This window comes from Pseudomonas caspiana (genome assembly GCF_040224095.2).
GTDB lineage: Bacteria > Pseudomonadota > Gammaproteobacteria > Pseudomonadales > Pseudomonadaceae > Aquipseudomonas > Aquipseudomonas caspiana.
Window position 1 is genome coordinate 17,482 of the sequence record NZ_CP167995.1, and the last position, 18,144, is coordinate 35,625.

Sequence of the window (18,144 nt, forward strand, 5' to 3'; positions counted from 1 at the left end):
ATGCCGTGTCGACGTAGTACGGCGCAGGGTAAAAGTCATTGGCAGGGGGTAGCGCCTTGCCGAGCATAGACGCCCTCGCCGATCGCATTTCGACCTATCTCGGCAAGGAACAGGTAAACCTGGTCCGCCGCGCGTATTTCTACGCCGAACAAGCCCACGACGGCCAACGCCGTCGTAGCGGTGAAGCTTACGTCACGCATCCTCTTGCGGTGGCGAACATCCTCGCAGACATGCACATGGACCATCAGAGCCTGATGGCTGCCATGCTGCACGACGTCATCGAAGACACCGGCATCGCCAAAGAAGCGCTTTGCGCCCAGTTTGGCGAGACCGTGGCTGAATTGGTCGACGGGGTCAGCAAACTGACCCAGATGAATTTCGAGACCAAGGCCGAAGCCCAGGCTGAAAACTTCCAGAAAATGGCCATGGCCATGGCGCGCGACATCCGCGTCATTCTGGTCAAGCTCGCCGACCGCCTGCACAACATGCGTACGCTTGAAGTGCTGTCCGGAGAAAAACGTCGGCGCATCGCCAAGGAAACCCTGGAAATCTATGCACCCATCGCCAATCGGCTTGGCATGCATAGCATTCGCATCGAATTCGAAGACCTCGGCTTCAAGGCCATGTACCCGATGCGTTCCTCGCGAATTGGCCAGGCGGTCAAGCGCGCCCGGGGCAATCGCAAAGAGCTGGTCAACAAGATCGAAGAGTCCCTGAGCCATTGCCTGGCGGTTGATGAAATCGAAGGCGAAGTCAGCGGACGGCAGAAACACCTGTACGGCATCTACAAGAAGATGCGCGGCAAGCGCCGTGCCTTCAATGAAATCATGGATGTCTACGCGTTCCGCATCATCGTCGACAAGGTCGACACCTGCTACCGCGTGCTGGGTGCTGTTCATAATCTGTACAAGCCCCTGCCCGGCCGCTTCAAGGATTACATCGCGATCCCCAAGGCCAACGGCTACCAGTCGTTGCACACCACGCTGTTCGGCATGCATGGCGTGCCCATTGAAATCCAGATCCGCACCCGCGAGATGGAAGAGATGGCCAACAACGGGATCGCGGCGCACTGGCTGTACAAATCTTCGGATGACGAAGTGCCCAAGGGCACTCACGCCCGCGCACGTCAGTGGGTCAAAGGCGTGCTGGAAATGCAGCAACGTGCTGGCAACTCCCTGGAATTCATCGAAAGCGTCAAGATTGACCTGTTCCCGGACGAGGTTTACGTCTTCACGCCTAAAGGCCGGATCATGGAGCTGCCTAAAGGCTCCACGGCGGTCGACTTTGCTTATGCGGTGCACACCGATGTAGGCAATAGCTGCATCGCATGTCGGATTAATCGTCGTCTGGCACCGCTATCCGAGCCGCTGCAAAGTGGTTCGACGGTAGAGATTGTCAGCGCACCGGGTGCACGTCCGAATCCGGCGTGGCTGAACTTTGTGGTCACTGGCAAGGCACGGACACACATTCGTCATGCGCTCAAACTGCAGCGTCGTTCCGAGTCGATCAGTCTGGGCGAGCGTCTGCTCAACAAGGTGTTGAACGGCTTCGAAAGCAGCCTGGAAAAAATCTCCGCCGAGCGCGTACAGCTAGTGCTGGCCGAATACCGGGTCGAGGTCATCGAAGACCTCCTCGAAGATATCGGTCTGGGCAATCGCATGGCCTATGTGGTCGCTCGTCGACTGCTGGGCGAAGGCGAGCAACTGCCAAGCACTGAGGGCCCGCTGGCAATTCGCGGCACCGAAGGTCTGGTGCTCAGTTACGCCAAGTGCTGCACGCCGATCCCGGGCGACCCGATCGTGGGTCATCTTTCGGCAGGCAAAGGCATGGTTGTGCATCTGGACAACTGCCGCAATATCAGTGAAATCCGCCATAACCCGGAAAAGTGCATCCAGCTGTCCTGGGCCAAGGACGTTACGGGCGAATTCAACGTCGAGTTGCGCGTCGAGCTGGAGCATCAACGCGGCTTGATCGCCTTGCTGGCCAGCAGCGTCAATGCGGCCGACGGCAATATCGAGAAAATCAGCATGGACGAGCGCGATGGTCGTATCAGCGTCGTCCAGCTGGTGGTTAGCGTGCACGACCGTGTGCATCTGGCCCGCGTTATCCGAAAACTGCGCGCCTTGGCCGGGGTCATTCGAATTACCCGCATGCGTGCGTAGCCAATCACTCAACAGGAGTTCTTCATGACCAAGACCGTAATCACCAGCGACAAAGCCCCTGCGGCCATCGGCCCTTACTCTCAGGCGATCAAAGCTGGCAATACCGTCTACATGTCCGGGCAAATTCCACTTGATCCTAAAACCATGGAACTGGTTGAAGGCATCGAAGCCCAGGTCGTCCAGGTCTTTGAAAATCTGAAGTCGGTTGCAGAAGCTGCGGGCGGTTCGTTCAAGGATATCGTCAAGCTGAACATCTTCCTCACCGATCTGGGCAACTTCGCCACGGTCAACGAAATCATGGGCAAATACTTCGAGCAGCCATACCCGGCCCGCGCCGCTATTGGTGTTGCCGCATTGCCGCGTGGTTCGCAGGTCGAGATGGACGCGATTCTCGTCATCGAATAAAACTCTCGCGGGGTTAGCCCTTGGCTCCCCGCCGCAGCTGATTAAGGAAGGACCTGCTATGCGCTTTGCGCTTGCCCTCTCGCTGACTGCCGTTTTTTTGAGCGGCTGTGCCAGCCACGCTGACCGCAACCCAGATGGCACGTGGATCAATCAGGCGGCGATCGAAGCTGCCGTGAAAGGCGACAACCTGCGTCAGGCTTTGCTTGCCAACGGTCCGAACCTGGAATGGCAGCTCGACACCAAAACCAGCCAGGCTCTGTACTCCAATGGCTTTGAAGTGGGCGAAGGTAAAATCACCAGCGCTGCCAATGGCAAGCTGCGCATTGATTACTACAACTTCGTCGAAGACTTGCAGGTCAAGGGTGATCAGTTAATCCAGGCCGCCAGTGAATCAGGCCCGGAGCAACGATTCGAGCAGCCGAAAACCCCTGCTGCCGAAGGTGCGCCGACCGGTGCCAGCTTCGAAGCTGCGTTGTACAACGCCTACATGGGCGGCAAATGGACCATCGTCAGCGGCGACGGTCAGGGCAACACCGTGCAGTTCAAGCCAGATGGCAGCATTCAGGGCTTGCCGGACAATGACCGCTACGCGTTGTGCCTGGCTGGCGATTGCGCAGCTATGAGCGGCGAGTACGACAGCATGTGGCTGGAGAAGAACGAACAGGGCAATCCGTGGATTTTCTCTCGCAAAGGGAAGCAGCTGGAGATTTTCCAGGCCGTCAATGTGGCAGAAGCAGACCAGATGCCAGAGCTACGCCCAGGCCCGCGCCGCTGGTTGCTTGAGTTGAATTGATCGGCTGCACGGTTTTTTGTCTCAGGCAATGCGCTGTCATGAGGCAAACATTGAACCTGTAGGAGCGCACGAGCACCGCGAGGCCGCGATAACGGTGTATCAGACAGGACGCCATCGCTGCCTCGCGGTGCTCGTGAGCTCCTACAAGAATCGCCGTTCAATCAGACCCCAGCAACGCCTCATACCCTTCCTTGTAAGTCGGATACCTCGGCACCCAGCCCAATGCTTTGGCTCTCGCATTGCGGCATCGTTTACTGCCCGCCCGGCGCACGGCGGCACCCTCGGCCCAATGCGTCACGCCCAGATATTCGCGTATCCATTGCACAACTTCGGCCAGGGGGGCAGGCGCGTCGTCCACCCCGATGTAGCAATTCTCGAGCGCGACACCCTGAGCGTCTGACTTCAGTAGCAAAGCGAGCAATCCCGCGGCGTCGTCGGCGTGTATCCGGTTGCCATATAACGGCGGGTCGATTGTCACGCTGTAACCCTGGCGCACCCGGTTCGACAGATCATTGCGGCCGGGGCCGTAAATGCCGGTCAAGCGCACGATGGTGGCTGGGAAGCCGCTGTTCAGCGCGACCTGCTCGGCCTCAAGCATGATCTTGCCTGAGAAGGTGTCGGCTTCGGTTGGCGATGTTTCGTCCACCCACTCTCCGTTTTGCTGGCCATAAACACCGCTGCTGGATACAAAGATCACCCGCTTCGGTTGCTGACCACGCTCGTTCAGCCAGTGAAGCACCCGCTGCTGGCCTTCAACATAGGCGGCGCGATAGCCCGCCTCATCGCGCTCGGTGGGCGTGGCGCAATACACCAGATAATCGATGGCTGTAGCGGGCCAAGTAGTGGGAATCGTCGAGCTGAACAAGTCGCCAGCCACGCCATTCACGCCTTCGGGCAGCAAGGAAATGGTGCGGCGCAAGCCATGCACGACCCAGCCCAGAGACAGCAACTGCGTGGCCAGACGGCTTCCGATATCGCCGCAGCCAGCGATCAGGACAGAAGGTGTAGACATGTTGGACTCCCTACAAACAATGCGGGCCAGACGGCCTGAAACATGGGTCAAAGCTGACCAGTCAGATGCTTATGATGGAAAAAAAGATACTCTATTACTTTTGTTAACAAGAATTACTTGCAATAATACCGGCCCGTTTGTTCTCTTCCAGGCGTCGAACGCATAGCGCGACGTAGCAGAGCGACCCACATTTTCTTTACTCAGGTCCGGCCAGCATGACACGTACTACCTCCCCCGCTTCGCCAACCCAGCTACCCAGCCTGTCGCGTGCATGGCGTGGTATTGCAGCGCTGCTGCTGAGCCTGATGCTTGCGCCTGCAGCTTTCGCTGGTCAGGCTGCTCCAACCAATCCAGCCGCTTCCCCTGCTCCAGTGACCGCTCCGGCTACGACCACTGCGCCGTCGGCGGAAACCACTGCACCGGTTGCTCAGGACGGCGCAGCACCCGTCGAAGGCCCTGCGATTGTCGAGCCAGAGGATAACAGCCTCGGCATGTCCCACGACCTGTCGCCTTGGGGCATGTACCAGAATGCTGACATCATCGTTAAGGCCGTAATGATCGGTCTAGCGATCGCATCGATCATTACCTGGACTATCTGGATCGCCAAGGGTTTCGAATTGCTGGGCGCCAAGCGTCGTCTGCGCACCGAAATCGCCAATCTGAAAAAGGCTCGTACCCTGTCCGAAGCCAGCGAGAGCGCAGCCAAAGAAGGCACGCTAGCCAATCTTCTGGTGCATGACGCCATGGAAGAGATGCGTTTGTCGGTGAACAGCCGCGAACGTGAAGGTATCAAAGAGCGCGTGAGCTTCCGTCTTGAGCGTCTGGTTGCCGCCTGCGGTCGTAACATGAGCATGGGTACCGGAGTTCTCGCGACCATCGGTTCGACCGCGCCGTTCGTAGGTCTGTTCGGTACCGTGTGGGGCATCATGAACAGCTTCATCGGTATCGCCAAAACCCAGACCACCAACCTCGCTGTTGTTGCACCGGGTATCGCCGAAGCCCTGCTGGCTACCGCATTGGGTCTGGTTGCTGCGATTCCAGCGGTCGTTATCTACAACGTCTTCGCCCGCTCCATCGCCGGTTACAAAGCTCAGGTTTCCGATGCCTCGGCACAGGTTCTGTTGTTGGTCAGCCGTGATCTTGATCACCAGCCGACCGCTGACCGTACTCAATCGCCGCACATGGTCAAGGTGGGCTAAACCTTGGGCATGCATCTGAAAGAAGGCGACGACGATCTCGCCGAAAACCACGAAATCAACGTCACGCCGTTCATCGACGTCATGTTGGTACTGTTGATCATCTTCATGGTGGCAGCGCCGTTGGCGACGGTGGATATCAAAGTCGACCTGCCTGCTTCTACCGCCAAACCGCAGCCAAGGCCCGAGAAACCGGTCTTCCTTAGCGTCAAGGCTGACCAGAGCGTGTATCTGGGCGACGACAAGGTTGCTCGTGAGCAACTGGGTCAGGTTCTTGATGCCAGGACCAAGGGCAAGAAGGACACCACGATTTTCTTCCAGGCGGATAAAGGCGTGGATTACGGCGACCTGATGGAAGTCATGAACGCCTTACGTTCTGCGGGCTACCTCAAAGTCGGTCTGGTCGGTCTAGAGACGGTTGGTAAGAAATGATCAGTACGCGCCAAAAACTGACGCGCTATAGCGGTAGTCTGTTGTTGGTGCTGGCCGTGCATGCCATCGCGATTGTAGTCGCGCTTCGTTGGCCTGCATCCGAAGCTATCGAGCTGCCTCCGGCGGCCATGATGGTTGAGCTGGCACCCGAGCCAGAACCGGCGCCGCCACCACCGCCGCAAGTGGTTCAGCCGCCCCAGCCTCCAGCACCCGAGGAAGAAATCATTCCCAAGGTGGCTGAAGTTGAGAAAGCAGAAATCGCCGTGCCCAAGCCTGTGGTCAAGCCAAAGCCCAAGCCGCAGCCGCCAAAGCCGGTGAAAAAGCCTGAGCCGCCGAAGGATTTGCCCGCCGACGAGAAGCCGGTCGATACACCGCCGACGACAGCCAAGGTCGAGAAATCGGCTGCGCCAACTCCGCCCAGTCAGCCTGCGCCGCCGAGCAATGCGTTACCTACGTGGCAGAGCGATTTGCTGAAGCATCTGGCGAAGTACAAAAAGTATCCGGAGCAAGCTCGTCGCAGTGGTACGCAAGGGGTCGCCCGTATGCGCTTTGTGGTCGATGCGGATGGCAACGTTCTTTCGTACTCGATCGCCAGCAGTTCAGGCAGTCCGGCGCTTGACCGGGCCACCATGGAGATGATCCGTCGTGCCCAGCCATTGCCGAAACCTCCTGCGGAAACGTTGAACAACGGCACTATCGAGATTCTGGCTCCGTTCGTTTATTCCCTGGATAAGCGTTAAGTCGCAATTTTGATACAACGCAGTCACTTGATAACGTGCGTCTATCGATTGCAGCCGCTATGCTGGGGCCGCAACTTCATGGACGCACGTTATGACTCTCACAGAATTGCGCTACATCGTTACCCTCGCTCAGGAACAGCATTTCGGCCACGCTGCCGAACGCTGTCACGTCAGCCAGCCGACTTTATCGGTGGGCGTCAAAAAGCTTGAAGATGAACTTGGTGTGCTTATCTTCGAGCGCAGCAAGAGTGCTGTGCGTCTGACGCCAGTCGGTGAAGGCATCGTCGCTCAAGCACAAAAGGTTCTGGAACAAGCCCAAGGTATCCGTGAGTTGGCCCAGGCTGGTAAAAACCAGCTGACTGCGCCACTCAAGGTCGGTGCAATCTATACCGTAGGCCCTTACCTGTTCCCGCATCTGATTCCGCAACTGCACCGGGTCGCCCCGCAAATGCCGTTGTACATCGAAGAGAATTTCACTCACGTGCTGCGCGACAAACTGCGTAACGGTGAGCTGGACGCGATCATCATCGCGCTGCCGTTCAACGAAGCCGACGTGCTGACCATGCAGCTTTATGACGAGCCGTTCTACGTCCTGATGCCTGCTGATCACCCGTGGACCCAGAAAGAAACCATCGACGCCTCGGCGCTCAACGACAAGAGCCTGTTGCTGCTGGGCGAAGGTCATTGCTTCCGTGATCAGGTGCTTGAGGCTTGCCCGACCCTGACCAAGGGTAGCGAAGGTGCCAAACACACCACGGTGGAATCCAGCTCGCTGGAAACCATTCGCCATATGGTTGCGTCTGGTCTTGGTATTTCGATCCTGCCGATGTCCGCAGTAGACAGCCATCACTACGCGCCTGGCGTGATTGAAGTGCGTCCGCTGACGCCGCCGGTGCCGTTCCGTACCGTAGCGATCGCCTGGCGCGCCAGCTTCCCGCGGCCCAAGGCGATTGAGATCCTCGCTGACTCCGTGCGTCTGTGCTCTGTGGCACGTCCGAAAACCCAAGCGAGCTGAGTGGCCCGATGAGCGAGTTGTCTCAAGTCTCGGTCACCGCGCTGAAGGGTGTCGGCGAGGCCATGGCCGAGAAGCTCGCCAAGGTCGGTCTGGAAAATCTGCAGGACGTATTGTTTCACTTGCCGCTGCGTTATCAGGACCGGACCCGTGTCGTGCCTATCGGCCAGTTGCGTCCCGGTCAGGACGCGGTGATTGAGGGGACAGTCAGCGGCGCTGATGTGGTGATGGGCAAACGACGCAGCCTGCTGGTGCGTCTGAACGACGGCACCGGAAGCCTGAGCCTGAGGTTTTATCACTTCAGTAACGCGCAGAAAGACGCACTCAAGCGCGGCACCCACATCCGTTGTTTCGGAGAGGCGCGGCCCGGTGCTTCAGGTCTTGAGATCTATCACCCGGAATACCGTGCGCTGACCGGCAGCGAGCCTGCGCCTGTCGAACAAACGCTCACGCCGATCTACCCTACGACTGAAGGCCTGACCCAGCAACGCTTGCGCCAGTTAAGCCAGCAAACGTTGACCATGCTCGGGCCAAAAAGCCTGCCCGACTGGCTGCCTGAAGAACTCGCCCGGGACTATCAACTTGCGCCGCTGGATGACGCGATCCGTTACCTGCATCACCCGCCTGCAGACGCCGATGTTGAAGAACTTGCCCTTGGTCATCACTGGGCCCAGCACCGCCTGGCATTTGAGGAGTTGCTGACCCATCAACTGTCTCAGCAACGGTTGCGGGAAAGCCTGCGTTCGCAACGTGCTCCGGCGTTGCCGTTGGCTAAAAAGTTGCCGAAACAGTTTCTCGCCAATCTTGGCTTTGCGCCCACGGGTGCTCAGCAGCGTGTGGGTAAGGAAGTTGCCTACGACTTGAGTCAGCCGGAGCCAATGCTGCGTTTGATTCAGGGGGATGTCGGTGCGGGTAAAACCGTGGTGGCTGCATTGGCCGCGTTGCAGGCGCTGGAGGCCGGTTATCAGGTCGCATTGATGGCGCCGACCGAGATTCTTGCCGAGCAGCACTACATCAACTTCAAGCGCTGGCTGGAACCGCTGGGTATTGAAACCGCCTGGCTGGCGGGCAAGCTCAAGGGTAAGGCGCGAGTCTCGTCTCTGGAGCAGATCGCAGGCGGCACGCCGATGGTGGTCGGCACCCATGCGTTGTTTCAAGACGAAGTGCAATTCAAGAATCTCGCGCTGGTAATCATCGACGAGCAACACCGTTTTGGTGTGCAGCAACGTCTGGCGCTGCGAAAAAAAGGTGTGGGCGGCCTGATGTGTCCGCACCAACTGATCATGACCGCCACACCGATTCCACGCACGCTGGCGATGAGTGCCTACGCGGATCTGGACACTTCGATCCTCGATGAGCTGCCGCCCGGACGTACTCCGGTCAATACCGTGCTGGTGGTCGACACTCGGCGTATCGAAGTGATTGAGCGGGTACGTGCGGCCTGTGCCGAAGGTCGGCAGACGTATTGGGTCTGCACGTTGATCGAGGAGTCCGAAGAACTGACGTGTCAGGCGGCGGAAACCTCCTTCGAAGAGCTGACCAGCGCCTTGGGTGAATTCCGGGTTGGTTTGATCCATGGACGCATGAAGCCTGCTGAAAAAGCTGCCGTCATGGCCGAGTTCAAGCAGGGTGCGCTGCAATTACTGGTGGCGACCACCGTGATCGAGGTGGGCGTGGACGTGCCCAATGCCAGTCTTATGATCATCGAGAACCCCGAACGACTGGGCCTTGCTCAACTGCACCAGCTGCGCGGCCGGGTTGGGCGAGGCAGTGCTGTCAGCCATTGCGTGCTGCTTTATCATCCGCCGCTTTCGCAAATAGGCCGCCAGCGTTTGGGCATCATGCGTGAAACCAACGATGGCTTCGTGATTGCCGAGAAGGATCTGGAATTGCGCGGCCCTGGCGAGATGCTCGGTACTCGGCAAACCGGCCTGTTGCAATTCAAAGTGGCCGACCTGATGCGCGACGCAGACCTGTTGCCCGCCGTGCGCGACGCGGCTCAGGCGCTGATTGAGCGCTGGCCGCAACATGTCAGCCCGCTGCTGGAACGCTGGTTACGTCACGGCCAGCAATACGGTCAGGTGTGATGCAAATCGTCGCTTTGATGATCGCATCACACCGGAAACACCCAAGCTGGTTATACTTCAGCGACTGTAGGAAATTGGATACCCGTCATGACAGAAGTTGCCCACGTCGATGAAGCGCCTCACGCCCCGTCCGTCATTCGGCAGTTGCTTGGCAAACTAGCGATCAGCTACCGCGAGGTTGATGACTCCCCGCAGCTGCCAGCAGCACGTAGAGTCCAGGCGGTTCTGGTCGAAGATGCCGTTGGTGCACTTCTGATCCTGTTCCCGCAAAGCCAATTGCTGGACCTCAGCCGCATTACCGAGCTGACCGGTCGCAAACTGGTGGCCGTTCCTCACTCGCGAATGTTGAAGATGCTGGCCAAGCACAGCCTGCAAGTGCTGCCGGGCTTGCCTGCCCTGACCAGCTCGCCGTGCCTGTATGACGATCGTTTGCTGCAAGAACCGTCAGTGCTGATTGGCTCGGGTGAGCCCGGCATCCTGCTGGAAATCAGCAGCGAAGACTTCAAGACCATGTTGAGCAAGGCCAGCGCTGCCCATTTCGGTGAGCTGCTGAGCACGATTCATCCCAATCTTGATCGTCCTGATGATGATCGCGAAGAAATCACCCAGGCCATGCAAGCCTTTACGGCGCGCCGCATCCAGCAGCGTCTGGAAGCGACCCTGGAAATTCCGCCACTGGCCGAAACCGCGCAGAAGATCATCAAGCTGCGTGTCGACCCCGATGCGACCATTGATGACATCACTGGCGTGGTCGAGACCGATCCGGCGCTGGCGGCACAGGTGGTGAGCTGGGCGGCATCGCCTTACTACGCGTCTACCGGCAAGATTCGCTCGGTCGAAGACGCCATCGTGCGCGTTTTGGGTTTTGATCTGGTCATCAATCTGGCCTTGGGTCTGGCCTTGGGCAAGACACTCAGCCTGCCCAAGGATCACCCGCAGCAGACCACGCCTTATTGGCAGCAGTCGATTTACACAGCTGCGGTTATCGAAGGTCTTACCCGTGCGATGCCTCGTGCACAGCGCCCTGAAGCGGGCCTGACTTATCTGGCCGGGTTGCTGCACAACTTTGGTTATCTGCTGCTGGCCCACGTATTTCCGCCGCATTTCTCGTTGATCTGCCGTCAACTGGAGGTCAACCCGCATCTGCACCACAGCTATGTGGAGCAACATTTGCTGGGCATCAGCCGTGAGCAGATGGGTTCCTGGCTTATGCGCTACTGGGATATGCCGGATGAGTTATGCACAGCCCTGCGCTTTCAGCACGACCCGACTTATGACGGCGAACACAGCGCCTATGCGAACCTGGTTTATCTCTCGGTACGTCTGTTGCGCCAGAACGGCATCGGTTCGGGCCCCAAGGAAGAGATTCCGGATGAACTGTTCGCCCGCTTGAGCCTTACCCGCGAGAAGGCCGAAGAGTCGGTACGCAAAGTACTCGAAGCTGAAGTGCTGCTGCGGGAACTGGCTTCGCAGTTTTCTAGCTGATCCCTGTAGGAGCGCGCTTGCCCGCGATTCGGACAGTCAGCTGACATCTTCGTCGACTGACCTGACGCAATCGCGGGCAAGCGCTCCTACAGTTAACATCCACCTTACACGCTGTGGTGTGTCAGATCCCTGTGCAGCCACGGCAGGCGATTCGCCCTCCGGCCGGTCCCGCGTCATCGCTCCAATATTGAGTCTTGCGCAAAACCTGTGGGAGCGAGGCTTGCCCGCGATAAGGCTGGACGCGTTTTACTTTAGATCGCAGTGCCCTTGTCGCGAGCAAGCTCTGCTCCCACAATCGCTTGCGTTTAAACAGTCTCCTCTGCCTCCCCCGGCAACTGCTCATCCAGATGCAGCCACGGCAGGCGGTTTTCCGTCCAGATATGCCGGTCGGCGGGTGCCAGCTCCGGGTGGTCGAAGGTGGCGACAGTCACGTCGATGTCTTGTGGGCTGTTGCGCGAGAGCAACGCCAGTTGGGCACCGCAGTTATTGCAGAAGTAGCGGACGCAGGTCGGGCCGGAGTCGTAGGTGGTCGGGCTGCCTTCGGTCCATTCGAATGAAGTGACCGGTATCGAAATCCAGGTCATTACAATCCCGCCCGACGTGCGTCGGCAGATTGAGCAATGGCAGTGAGCGATGTCCCGCAGTGGCGCATCGAACTGATAGCGCAGGTTGCCGCAATGGCAGCCGCCGGTAGTGATCTGGCCCATTTCTGTCCCCCTCGTTGTGCAATGGCTGGTAAAGCTTCTGACCTCTTCGTTACACATTCGTCTTTAGTCTTGGTCGCTCAAAGGTTTCAGCGGCGAAAGCTGAATGAAAGCTTGGCCGATTAGCATCCACCCACCGCCGGCAACAGACCGGTCAGCCACATGTGCGTTTCACGACGTACAAAGGCCCAGTTAACAACAACAAATGGTGACCCTGATGTGCTCTAGTGCCCTGCTGCATTCCCCGCTTTCGCCCCCACTCCCTGCGCCGCTCTTTTTGAGCTGATTAGCCTTTCGCCTTAGCCAATCGCGTACCGCCTGGAGTATTTACTATGTTGACCTTCCTTGGCTTTGCCATGGTCATTGCTTTCATGTACCTGATCATGAGCAAGCGTCTTTCCGCGCTGATTGCTCTGATTCTGGTCCCGATCCTGTTTGCTATCTTCGGCGGTTTCGCGACTGAAATCGGCCCGATGATGCTCGCCGGCATCACCAAGCTTGCGCCGACTGGCGTCATGCTGATGTTCGCCATTTTGTACTTCGCGTTGATGATCGACTCCGGTCTGTTCGACCCGGCCGTACGTCAGATTCTGAGGTGGGTCAAAGGCGACCCGATGAAAGTTTCGGTGGGCACTGCGGTGCTGGCACTGGTGGTTTCTCTGGATGGTGACGGCGCAACGACTTACATGATCTGCGTCGCGGCCATGCTGCCGCTGTACAGCCGCATCGGTATGAGCCCACGGATCATGGCCGGCCTGATCATTCTGGCGGGCGGCATCATGAACATGACCCCATGGGGTGGGCCGACCGCTCGCGCAGCCAGTGCGTTGCATGTGGAAGCATCCGATATTTTCGTACCGATGATTCCGGCCATGTTCGCCGGTGTGGTTGCACTGCTGCTGATCGCCTACTTCTACGGCAAACGTGAGCGCGCTCGCTTGGGCGAATTGCATCTGCAGGGCGATGAAGCCGATCACAGCGAAATCAGCGTTTCGCAGTTCCCGGATGCCCGCCGTCCGAAGATGATCTGGTTCAACGGTGCACTGACTCTGGTGCTGATGATCTCGTTGATCATGAGCCTGTTGCCGCTGCCAGTGCTGTTCATGATCGCGTTCAGTATCGCGATGATCATCAACTACCCGAACATGCAGGATCAGAAAGACCGTGTCGCGGCTCACGCCGGTAGCGTGCTGTCAGTGGTTGGTTTGATCTTCGCTGCGGGTATCTTCACCGGCATTCTGACCGGCACTGGGATGGTTGATGCCATGTCCAAGAGCCTGTTGGCAGTGATTCCGGACGCAATGGGCCCTTACCTTGCGGTCATTACTGCACTGGTCAGCATGCCGTTCACCTTCTTCATGTCCAACGACGCGTTCTACTTTGGCGTGTTGCCGGTACTGACTGAAGCGGCTGCTCACTACGGTATTTCGCCGGTGGAAATGGCTCGTGCCTCCATCGTCGGTCAGCCGGTTCACCTGCTCAGCCCGCTGGTTCCTTCGACTTACTTGCTGGTAGCTCTGGCCGGTATCGAGTTCGGCGATCACCAGCGCTTCACCTTGAAGTGGGCAGTTCTGGTTTGCCTGTGCATAATGGTTGCCGCTTTGCTGATGGGGATCTTTCCTTTCTACAGCAGTCTATAAAGTCGGCTCACTTGTTTTGCGGCCCATGTCCCGGTCTTCACCGTCGGGCCTGGGCCGCAAAAGTTTAAACGCTCAAAGGATTACAAAATGGAATGGCTGACCAGTCCTGAAATATGGATTGCTTTCTTTACCCTGACTGCCCTGGAAATCGTCCTGGGCATCGACAACATCATCATGATCTCGATCCTGGTCAGCCGCATGCCTAAGCACATGCAGGCGCGCACCCGGATTTTCGGCCTGGCGCTGGCCATGGTCACGCGCATCCTGTTGCTGCTGTCGATCACGTGGGTCATGCGCCTCACTGCTGACCTGTTCGTTGTAATGGGCCAGGGTATTTCGGGGCGCGACCTGATCCTGTTCTTCGGTGGTCTGTTCCTGCTGTGGAAAAGCTCGCAAGAGATCTACCACGGTCTGGAAGGCGAAGAAGAATCGGCAGAAGAACCGGGTGGCAAGGGTGGCAAGTTCATCTACACCATCATTCAGATCGCGATCATCGACATCGTGTTCTCGCTGGATTCGGTCATTACCGCTGTCGGCATGGTTTCCCACGTGCCGGTCATGGTTGCTGCCATCGTGGTTGCCGTACTGGTGATGATGCTGTGTGCAGGCACCATCAGCGACTTCATCGAGAAGCACCCATCGCTGAAGATGCTGGCGCTGTCGTTCCTGATCGTCGTCGGTACCGTCTTGATCGCCGAAGCGTTTGATGTGCATGTGCCTAAAGGCTACGTGTACTTCGCCATGGCGTTCTCGCTTGCTGTTGAAGCCATCAACATCAAAATGCGCATCGCGCATGCGAAGAAGAAGGCCCAAAGCGAGCCTGTAAAACTGCGTAAGGACGTTCCGGGCCAGTAAGCCGGTGTGTCGCTGAAAAAAGGGGCGCACTGATGCGCCCCTTTTTTTTGCAGTATTTGTAGGCTTATGAGCAACGCGAGGGAGCGATGGCGGTCTGTCGGATACACCGCTATCGCGGCCGCGTGGTGCTACAGGTCCAATATCTGCTGCGCGGCAGTGTGGTGTCAGGGAAATGTATATGGCTGATTTATTACAGATTTGTTTCAATGGGGCTAATGCCATGCAATGCTGGCATTTAAGCCAAAGGCCGACTAAAGGTTAGTAAGGCCCATTACGCGCGTCATTCGCTGCACCTTCAATTTCTTGCCCGCATGGGCACACCACAGGGGGCTTTCCGTATGCTGACCCTGCTCGATTTGCTTTCGGCCGTGGCCTTGCTGATCTGGGGCACTCACATTGTTCGTACCGGCATCTTGCGCGTGTACGGCGCGCAGTTGCGCCAGGTTATTAGCCAGAACATGTCCAAGCGTCCGCTGGCATTCATCGCCGGTATTCTGGTGACCGCGGTTGTACAGAGCAGCAACGCCACCGCCATGCTGGTGACTTCATTTGTCGGCCAGGGCCTGATGGCACTGACGCCTGCCCTGGCAATCATGCTGGGTGCTGATGTCGGCACGGCCTTGATGTCGCGCATCCTGACGTTCGATTTGTCCTGGCTGTCGCCACTGCTCATTTTCCTGGGCGTGGTGTTCTTCCTGTCGCGCAAACAGACCCGTCTTGGTCAGATGGGGCGCGTTGCAATCGGCCTGGGGCTGATTGTGCTGGCGCTGCAATTGATCGTCGCCGCCGCCGCACCGATCACCCAGAACGCGGGCGTGAAGGTGCTATTCGCTTCGCTGACCGGCGATTTGTTGCTCGATGCGTTGGTGGGCGCGTTGTTCGCGATGATTTCCTACTCCAGTCTTGCCGCCGTGCTGCTGACTGCGACGCTGGCTGGCGCTGAAATCATCAGTCTGCCGGTCGCGATCGGCCTGGTAATAGGGGCCAACATCGGCAGTGGCATGCTGGCTTTCCTGAGCACCAGCATGCAGAACGTTGCCGGTCGCCAAGTGGCGTTGGGCAGCTTGCTCTACAAACTGTTTGGCCTGTTATTGGTGATTCCGGTACTTGATCCGCTGGTGCACTGGATCGACAGCCTGGGCTTCAGCCCCCAAGACATGGTTATTGGCTTCCACCTGATCTACAACACAGCCCGCTGCCTGATCATGCTCCCCACCGTCGGCCCTATGGCTCGGCTGTGTTCAGTTATTTTGCCGGAGCGTCCCGAGGTCAACGGGCTGGCCACGCCACGCCATCTGGACCTGACTGCACTGTCTACGCCAAGTCTGGCGCTGGCTAATGCGGTGCGCGAAACCCTGCGTATGGGTGACTTGATCGAGGGCATGCTCGGCTCGATGCTGGAAGTATTGCGCGGTACGCAAACCTCGATGACTCAGGAAATGCGTCGCCTCAACGATGACGTCGAAGCGCTGTACAGCGCGATCAAGCTGTATCTGGCGCAGATGCCCCGCGAGGATCTCGGCGAGCAGGACAATCGACGCTGGGCGGAAATCATCGAGCTGACCATCAACCTCGAACTGGCTGCCGGATTGATCGAGCGCATGCTGCGCAAAATCCAGCAGCAGAAAACCTCACAGCGGCGCTCGTTCTCCGAGGTCGGGCTGGAAGAGCTGGCGGGCCTGCAGTCGCAGTTGCTGTCCAACTTGCGTCTGGGCCTGTCGGTGTTCCTCAGCAGTGATCCGGAAAGCGCTCGTCAGTTGTTACGTGAGAAGCGTCGCTTCCGCGCTCAGGAGCGGCGTCTGGCGCACGCCCACGTCAGTCGCCTGCAACGCAAAGTGGTGCAGAGCCTTGAAACCAGCTCGCTGCACCTGGAGCTGATTGCCGATATGAAGCGTCTCAACTCACTGTTTTGCAGCAGCGCCTATGCTGTGCTGGAAACCGCCGACACCGGTGCGCTGTCCAGCGAAAGCGAGCCCGAGCAGCCAGCATAAGGGACACGGTGTGAACGTACCGGGCACACCGAAGTCTGTTAGACATACTGGCCCGCAAGGAAGCAATGTTTTATGCGTTGCCTGCTGTTCGCTTGTCTGTTTTTGATCGCACTGCCTTCCTCTGCTCTCGACCGTTTTCAGGTCGAGGGCTATTTGCTGCCCAACGGTTTGCAACTGCTGCTCAAGCCCGGCTATGAAAAAGGTCATGTGGCCATTCGTTTGGTGGTCGGCATTGGTTTCGATGATTTTCCCTGTGAAGACAAAGAGCTGCCGCACTTGCTGGAGCATTTGCTGTTCAGCGGTATCGATGATGCGGGTGAAGGTGGCCTGGAAGAGCGCATGCAGGCGCTGGGCGGTGACTGGAACGCGTTCACCAGCAACACTGACACCACATTTGTGATCGAGGCCCCGGCCCAGAATCAGCGCAAGGTGCTGGACCTGTTAATGGACGTGATGACCAAAACTCACTTCGATCAGGCCGACCTCGACACCGTCAAACGTATCGTCGAGCGCGAGGACGGCGGTCACTACTCTCATTTGCAACGCTGGCTGGACCGTAAGGACCTGGGTCACAGCGCCAGCAGTCAGTTGGCTGTGGAGATGGGCCTCAAGTGCGCCGAGCGCCCTCAGGTCGATCACATCACGCTGGAGCAGGTGCAAGAGGTATTCAGTAGCTGGTACGCGCCCAACAACATGACACTGGTCATGGTTGGCGATCTGGATCGGCTGCTACCCGGCTATCTCGAACGTACTTTTGGTGAGCTGGATGCGCTTGATCCTATCGAGCATCCTCCTTTGGCGGAGGCCAATGACAACGCTGAAAAAGACCGCACGCTGATTCGGGGAGCGTTGGGGGATGCGGCGCGGCTGCACCTGATTTTCAAGGAGCCGTTGCTCGACGATCAGCACGATGAAACGCTGGAGTTGGTCAGCGACTATCTGGAATGGGCGCTCTATAGTGATTTGCGCCTCAAGCATGGTTTGTCATACGGGCCATGGGTCGACCGTGAGGTTTTCGGTGGCAGCGGCTTCATGAGCCTGAATGCTGACCTTGAGCGCGACGACGTCGATCAAGCGAAGGAATATGTTCGCGCAATGCTTGAGCGGTTACAGACTGACGGCCTGGACCCGGCAGCCTTTGCCCGTGTCAAACAAGCCACCATCGCCAAGCAGGCCTGGGCGGTGCAGGGCAACAGTGCATTGGCGGATTATTACTGGGGCGCGCTCAACGACTACGAGAATGGCCGCTTCGCTGATCCGGGTAAGCGTTACAAGGCCGTCAGCCTCGACAACGCCAACCGTGCGCTGCGCGAATTGCTCAAACAGAAAAGCTACTGGCGGACCGAGCAGTCGTTGCTGAGTTATGACGGTTTGTTCTGGCTGACAACGGCCGTGTTGGGTTTTCTGGTGCTGCTGGTGGGATGGCGAGTAAGTGCTTATCGTCGGCGCGTTGTGGACACTTGAGTCTCGCGGCAAACATTGGACCTGTAGGAGTGAGCTTGCTCGCGATAATGTTTAATCAGGCAAAGTTGTTCTGATTGATGAATTGCTATCGCGAGCAAGCTCACTCCTACAGGGTTTTGTATTAGCCGTGCCGCCAGCGCAGCTTCCGAGATCGCGGTATCAGAAC

Annotated in this window: 15 protein-coding genes; 13 read left to right on the forward strand and 2 right to left on the reverse strand. The window is 58.0% G+C overall.

The features are described 5' to 3' along the window. Positions 1–56: 56 nt before the first annotated feature. From spoT to ABRP31_RS00095, 3 genes are read left to right on the forward strand one after another with little or no spacing between them, the layout of a single operon-like run. Positions 57–2,162 carry a bifunctional GTP diphosphokinase/guanosine-3',5'-bis pyrophosphate 3'-pyrophosphohydrolase gene (spoT, locus tag ABRP31_RS00085; protein WP_087271641.1) on the forward strand — a complete coding sequence of 702 codons (2,106 nt, stop codon included), beginning with the start codon at positions 57–59 and terminating at the stop codon, positions 2,160–2,162. Between the two features lie 24 nt (positions 2,163–2,186). After that, positions 2,187–2,567 (forward strand): RidA family protein, encoded by a 381-nt coding sequence (locus ABRP31_RS00090; protein ID WP_087271644.1) that lies wholly within the window; start codon positions 2,187–2,189, stop codon positions 2,565–2,567. Positions 2,568–2,625: 58 nt separating this feature from the next. Further along, complete coding sequence (locus ABRP31_RS00095; protein WP_349971293.1) at positions 2,626–3,360, forward strand: hypothetical protein; 735 nt, start codon at positions 2,626–2,628, stop codon at positions 3,358–3,360. Between the two features lie 157 nt (positions 3,361–3,517). Here the strand turns inward: ABRP31_RS00095 and ABRP31_RS00100 are convergent, their stop codons facing one another. After that, positions 3,518–4,372, reverse strand: a complete 855-nt coding sequence (locus tag ABRP31_RS00100; RefSeq protein ID WP_349971294.1) for an NAD-dependent epimerase/dehydratase family protein — start codon at positions 4,370–4,372, stop codon at positions 3,518–3,520. 215 nt (positions 4,373–4,587) lie between these two features. Here ABRP31_RS00100 and exbB point away from each other — a divergent pair, with 215 nt between their 5' ends. The 6 genes from exbB to ABRP31_RS00130 all read left to right on the forward strand — a co-directional run bounded on the left by exbB (position 4,588) and on the right by ABRP31_RS00130 (position 11,324). After that, positions 4,588–5,571 carry a tonB-system energizer ExbB gene (gene exbB / locus ABRP31_RS00105; RefSeq protein ID WP_087271653.1) on the forward strand — a complete coding sequence of 328 codons (984 nt, stop codon included), beginning with the start codon at positions 4,588–4,590 and terminating at the stop codon, positions 5,569–5,571. 3 nt (positions 5,572–5,574) lie between these two features. Next, positions 5,575–6,000, forward strand: coding sequence for a TonB system transport protein ExbD (exbD, locus tag ABRP31_RS00110; RefSeq protein ID WP_087271656.1), 426 nt, complete (start codon positions 5,575–5,577; stop codon positions 5,998–6,000). Next, positions 5,997–6,740 carry a TonB family protein gene (locus tag ABRP31_RS00115; protein WP_349971295.1) on the forward strand — a complete coding sequence of 248 codons (744 nt, stop codon included), beginning with the start codon at positions 5,997–5,999 and terminating at the stop codon, positions 6,738–6,740. Before exbD ends, ABRP31_RS00115 begins: the two co-directional genes overlap by 4 nt. A gap of 91 nt (positions 6,741–6,831) precedes the next feature. After that, positions 6,832–7,755: a hydrogen peroxide-inducible genes activator gene (locus ABRP31_RS00120; RefSeq protein ID WP_027900033.1), complete on the forward strand. Its 924-nt coding sequence runs from the start codon at positions 6,832–6,834 to the stop codon at positions 7,753–7,755. Positions 7,756–7,763: 8 nt separating this feature from the next. Continuing rightward, the gene (recG, locus tag ABRP31_RS00125; RefSeq protein ID WP_087271662.1) at positions 7,764–9,839 is read left to right on the forward strand and encodes an ATP-dependent DNA helicase RecG; all 2,076 of its coding nucleotides are present in this window, start codon (positions 7,764–7,766) and stop codon (positions 9,837–9,839) included. Between the two features lie 87 nt (positions 9,840–9,926). Next, positions 9,927–11,324, forward strand: coding sequence for an aminoacyl-tRNA deacylase and HDOD domain-containing protein (locus tag ABRP31_RS00130; protein ID WP_087271665.1), 1,398 nt, complete (start codon positions 9,927–9,929; stop codon positions 11,322–11,324). Between the two features lie 305 nt (positions 11,325–11,629). On the opposite strand, the gene ABRP31_RS00135 is transcribed toward ABRP31_RS00130, so the two are convergent. Continuing rightward, the gene (locus ABRP31_RS00135; protein WP_349971296.1) at positions 11,630–12,031 is read right to left on the reverse strand and encodes a GFA family protein; all 402 of its coding nucleotides are present in this window, start codon (positions 12,029–12,031) and stop codon (positions 11,630–11,632) included. Positions 12,032–12,360: 329 nt separating this feature from the next. Here ABRP31_RS00135 and ABRP31_RS00140 point away from each other — a divergent pair, with 329 nt between their 5' ends. From ABRP31_RS00140 to ABRP31_RS00155, 4 genes are all read left to right on the forward strand, one after another. Beyond that, positions 12,361–13,668 carry a CitMHS family transporter gene (locus ABRP31_RS00140; RefSeq protein WP_087271672.1) on the forward strand — a complete coding sequence of 436 codons (1,308 nt, stop codon included), beginning with the start codon at positions 12,361–12,363 and terminating at the stop codon, positions 13,666–13,668. A gap of 87 nt (positions 13,669–13,755) precedes the next feature. Beyond that, the gene (locus ABRP31_RS00145) at positions 13,756–14,523 is read left to right on the forward strand and encodes a TerC family protein (protein ID WP_087271675.1); all 768 of its coding nucleotides are present in this window, start codon (positions 13,756–13,758) and stop codon (positions 14,521–14,523) included. Between the two features lie 338 nt (positions 14,524–14,861). After that, a complete protein-coding gene (locus tag ABRP31_RS00150) occupies positions 14,862–16,514 on the forward strand; it encodes a Na/Pi cotransporter family protein (protein ID WP_087271678.1) in 1,653 nt (550 codons plus the stop codon). Between the two features lie 72 nt (positions 16,515–16,586). Continuing rightward, complete coding sequence (locus tag ABRP31_RS00155) at positions 16,587–17,978, forward strand: pitrilysin family protein (RefSeq protein ID WP_349971299.1); 1,392 nt, start codon at positions 16,587–16,589, stop codon at positions 17,976–17,978. The last annotated feature ends 166 nt before the right edge of the window (positions 17,979–18,144 follow it).

What these genes read in the sequence shown, in the direction of transcription:
- exbB (WP_087271653.1), top strand. Translation starts at nt 4,588, where the DNA reads ATGACACGTACTACCTCCCCCGCTTCGCCAACCCAGCTACCCAGCCTG.
- ABRP31_RS00145 (WP_087271675.1), top strand. Translation starts at nt 13,756, where the DNA reads ATGGAATGGCTGACCAGTCCTGAAATATGGATTGCTTTCTTTACCCTG.
- ABRP31_RS00090 (WP_087271644.1), top strand. Translation starts at nt 2,187, where the DNA reads ATGACCAAGACCGTAATCACCAGCGACAAAGCCCCTGCGGCCATCGGC.
- ABRP31_RS00150 (WP_087271678.1), top strand. Translation starts at nt 14,862, where the DNA reads ATGCTGACCCTGCTCGATTTGCTTTCGGCCGTGGCCTTGCTGATCTGG.
- ABRP31_RS00095 (WP_349971293.1), top strand. Translation starts at nt 2,626, where the DNA reads ATGCGCTTTGCGCTTGCCCTCTCGCTGACTGCCGTTTTTTTGAGCGGC.
- ABRP31_RS00120 (WP_027900033.1), top strand. Translation starts at nt 6,832, where the DNA reads ATGACTCTCACAGAATTGCGCTACATCGTTACCCTCGCTCAGGAACAG.
- ABRP31_RS00100 (WP_349971294.1), bottom strand. Translation starts at nt 4,372, where the DNA reads ATGTCTACACCTTCTGTCCTGATCGCTGGCTGCGGCGATATCGGAAGC.
- ABRP31_RS00155 (WP_349971299.1), top strand. Translation starts at nt 16,587, where the DNA reads ATGCGTTGCCTGCTGTTCGCTTGTCTGTTTTTGATCGCACTGCCTTCC.
- recG (WP_087271662.1), top strand. Translation starts at nt 7,764, where the DNA reads ATGAGCGAGTTGTCTCAAGTCTCGGTCACCGCGCTGAAGGGTGTCGGC.
- ABRP31_RS00115 (WP_349971295.1), top strand. Translation starts at nt 5,997, where the DNA reads ATGATCAGTACGCGCCAAAAACTGACGCGCTATAGCGGTAGTCTGTTG.
- ABRP31_RS00140 (WP_087271672.1), top strand. Translation starts at nt 12,361, where the DNA reads ATGTTGACCTTCCTTGGCTTTGCCATGGTCATTGCTTTCATGTACCTG.
- ABRP31_RS00135 (WP_349971296.1), bottom strand. Translation starts at nt 12,031, where the DNA reads ATGGGCCAGATCACTACCGGCGGCTGCCATTGCGGCAACCTGCGCTAT.
- ABRP31_RS00130 (WP_087271665.1), top strand. Translation starts at nt 9,927, where the DNA reads ATGACAGAAGTTGCCCACGTCGATGAAGCGCCTCACGCCCCGTCCGTC.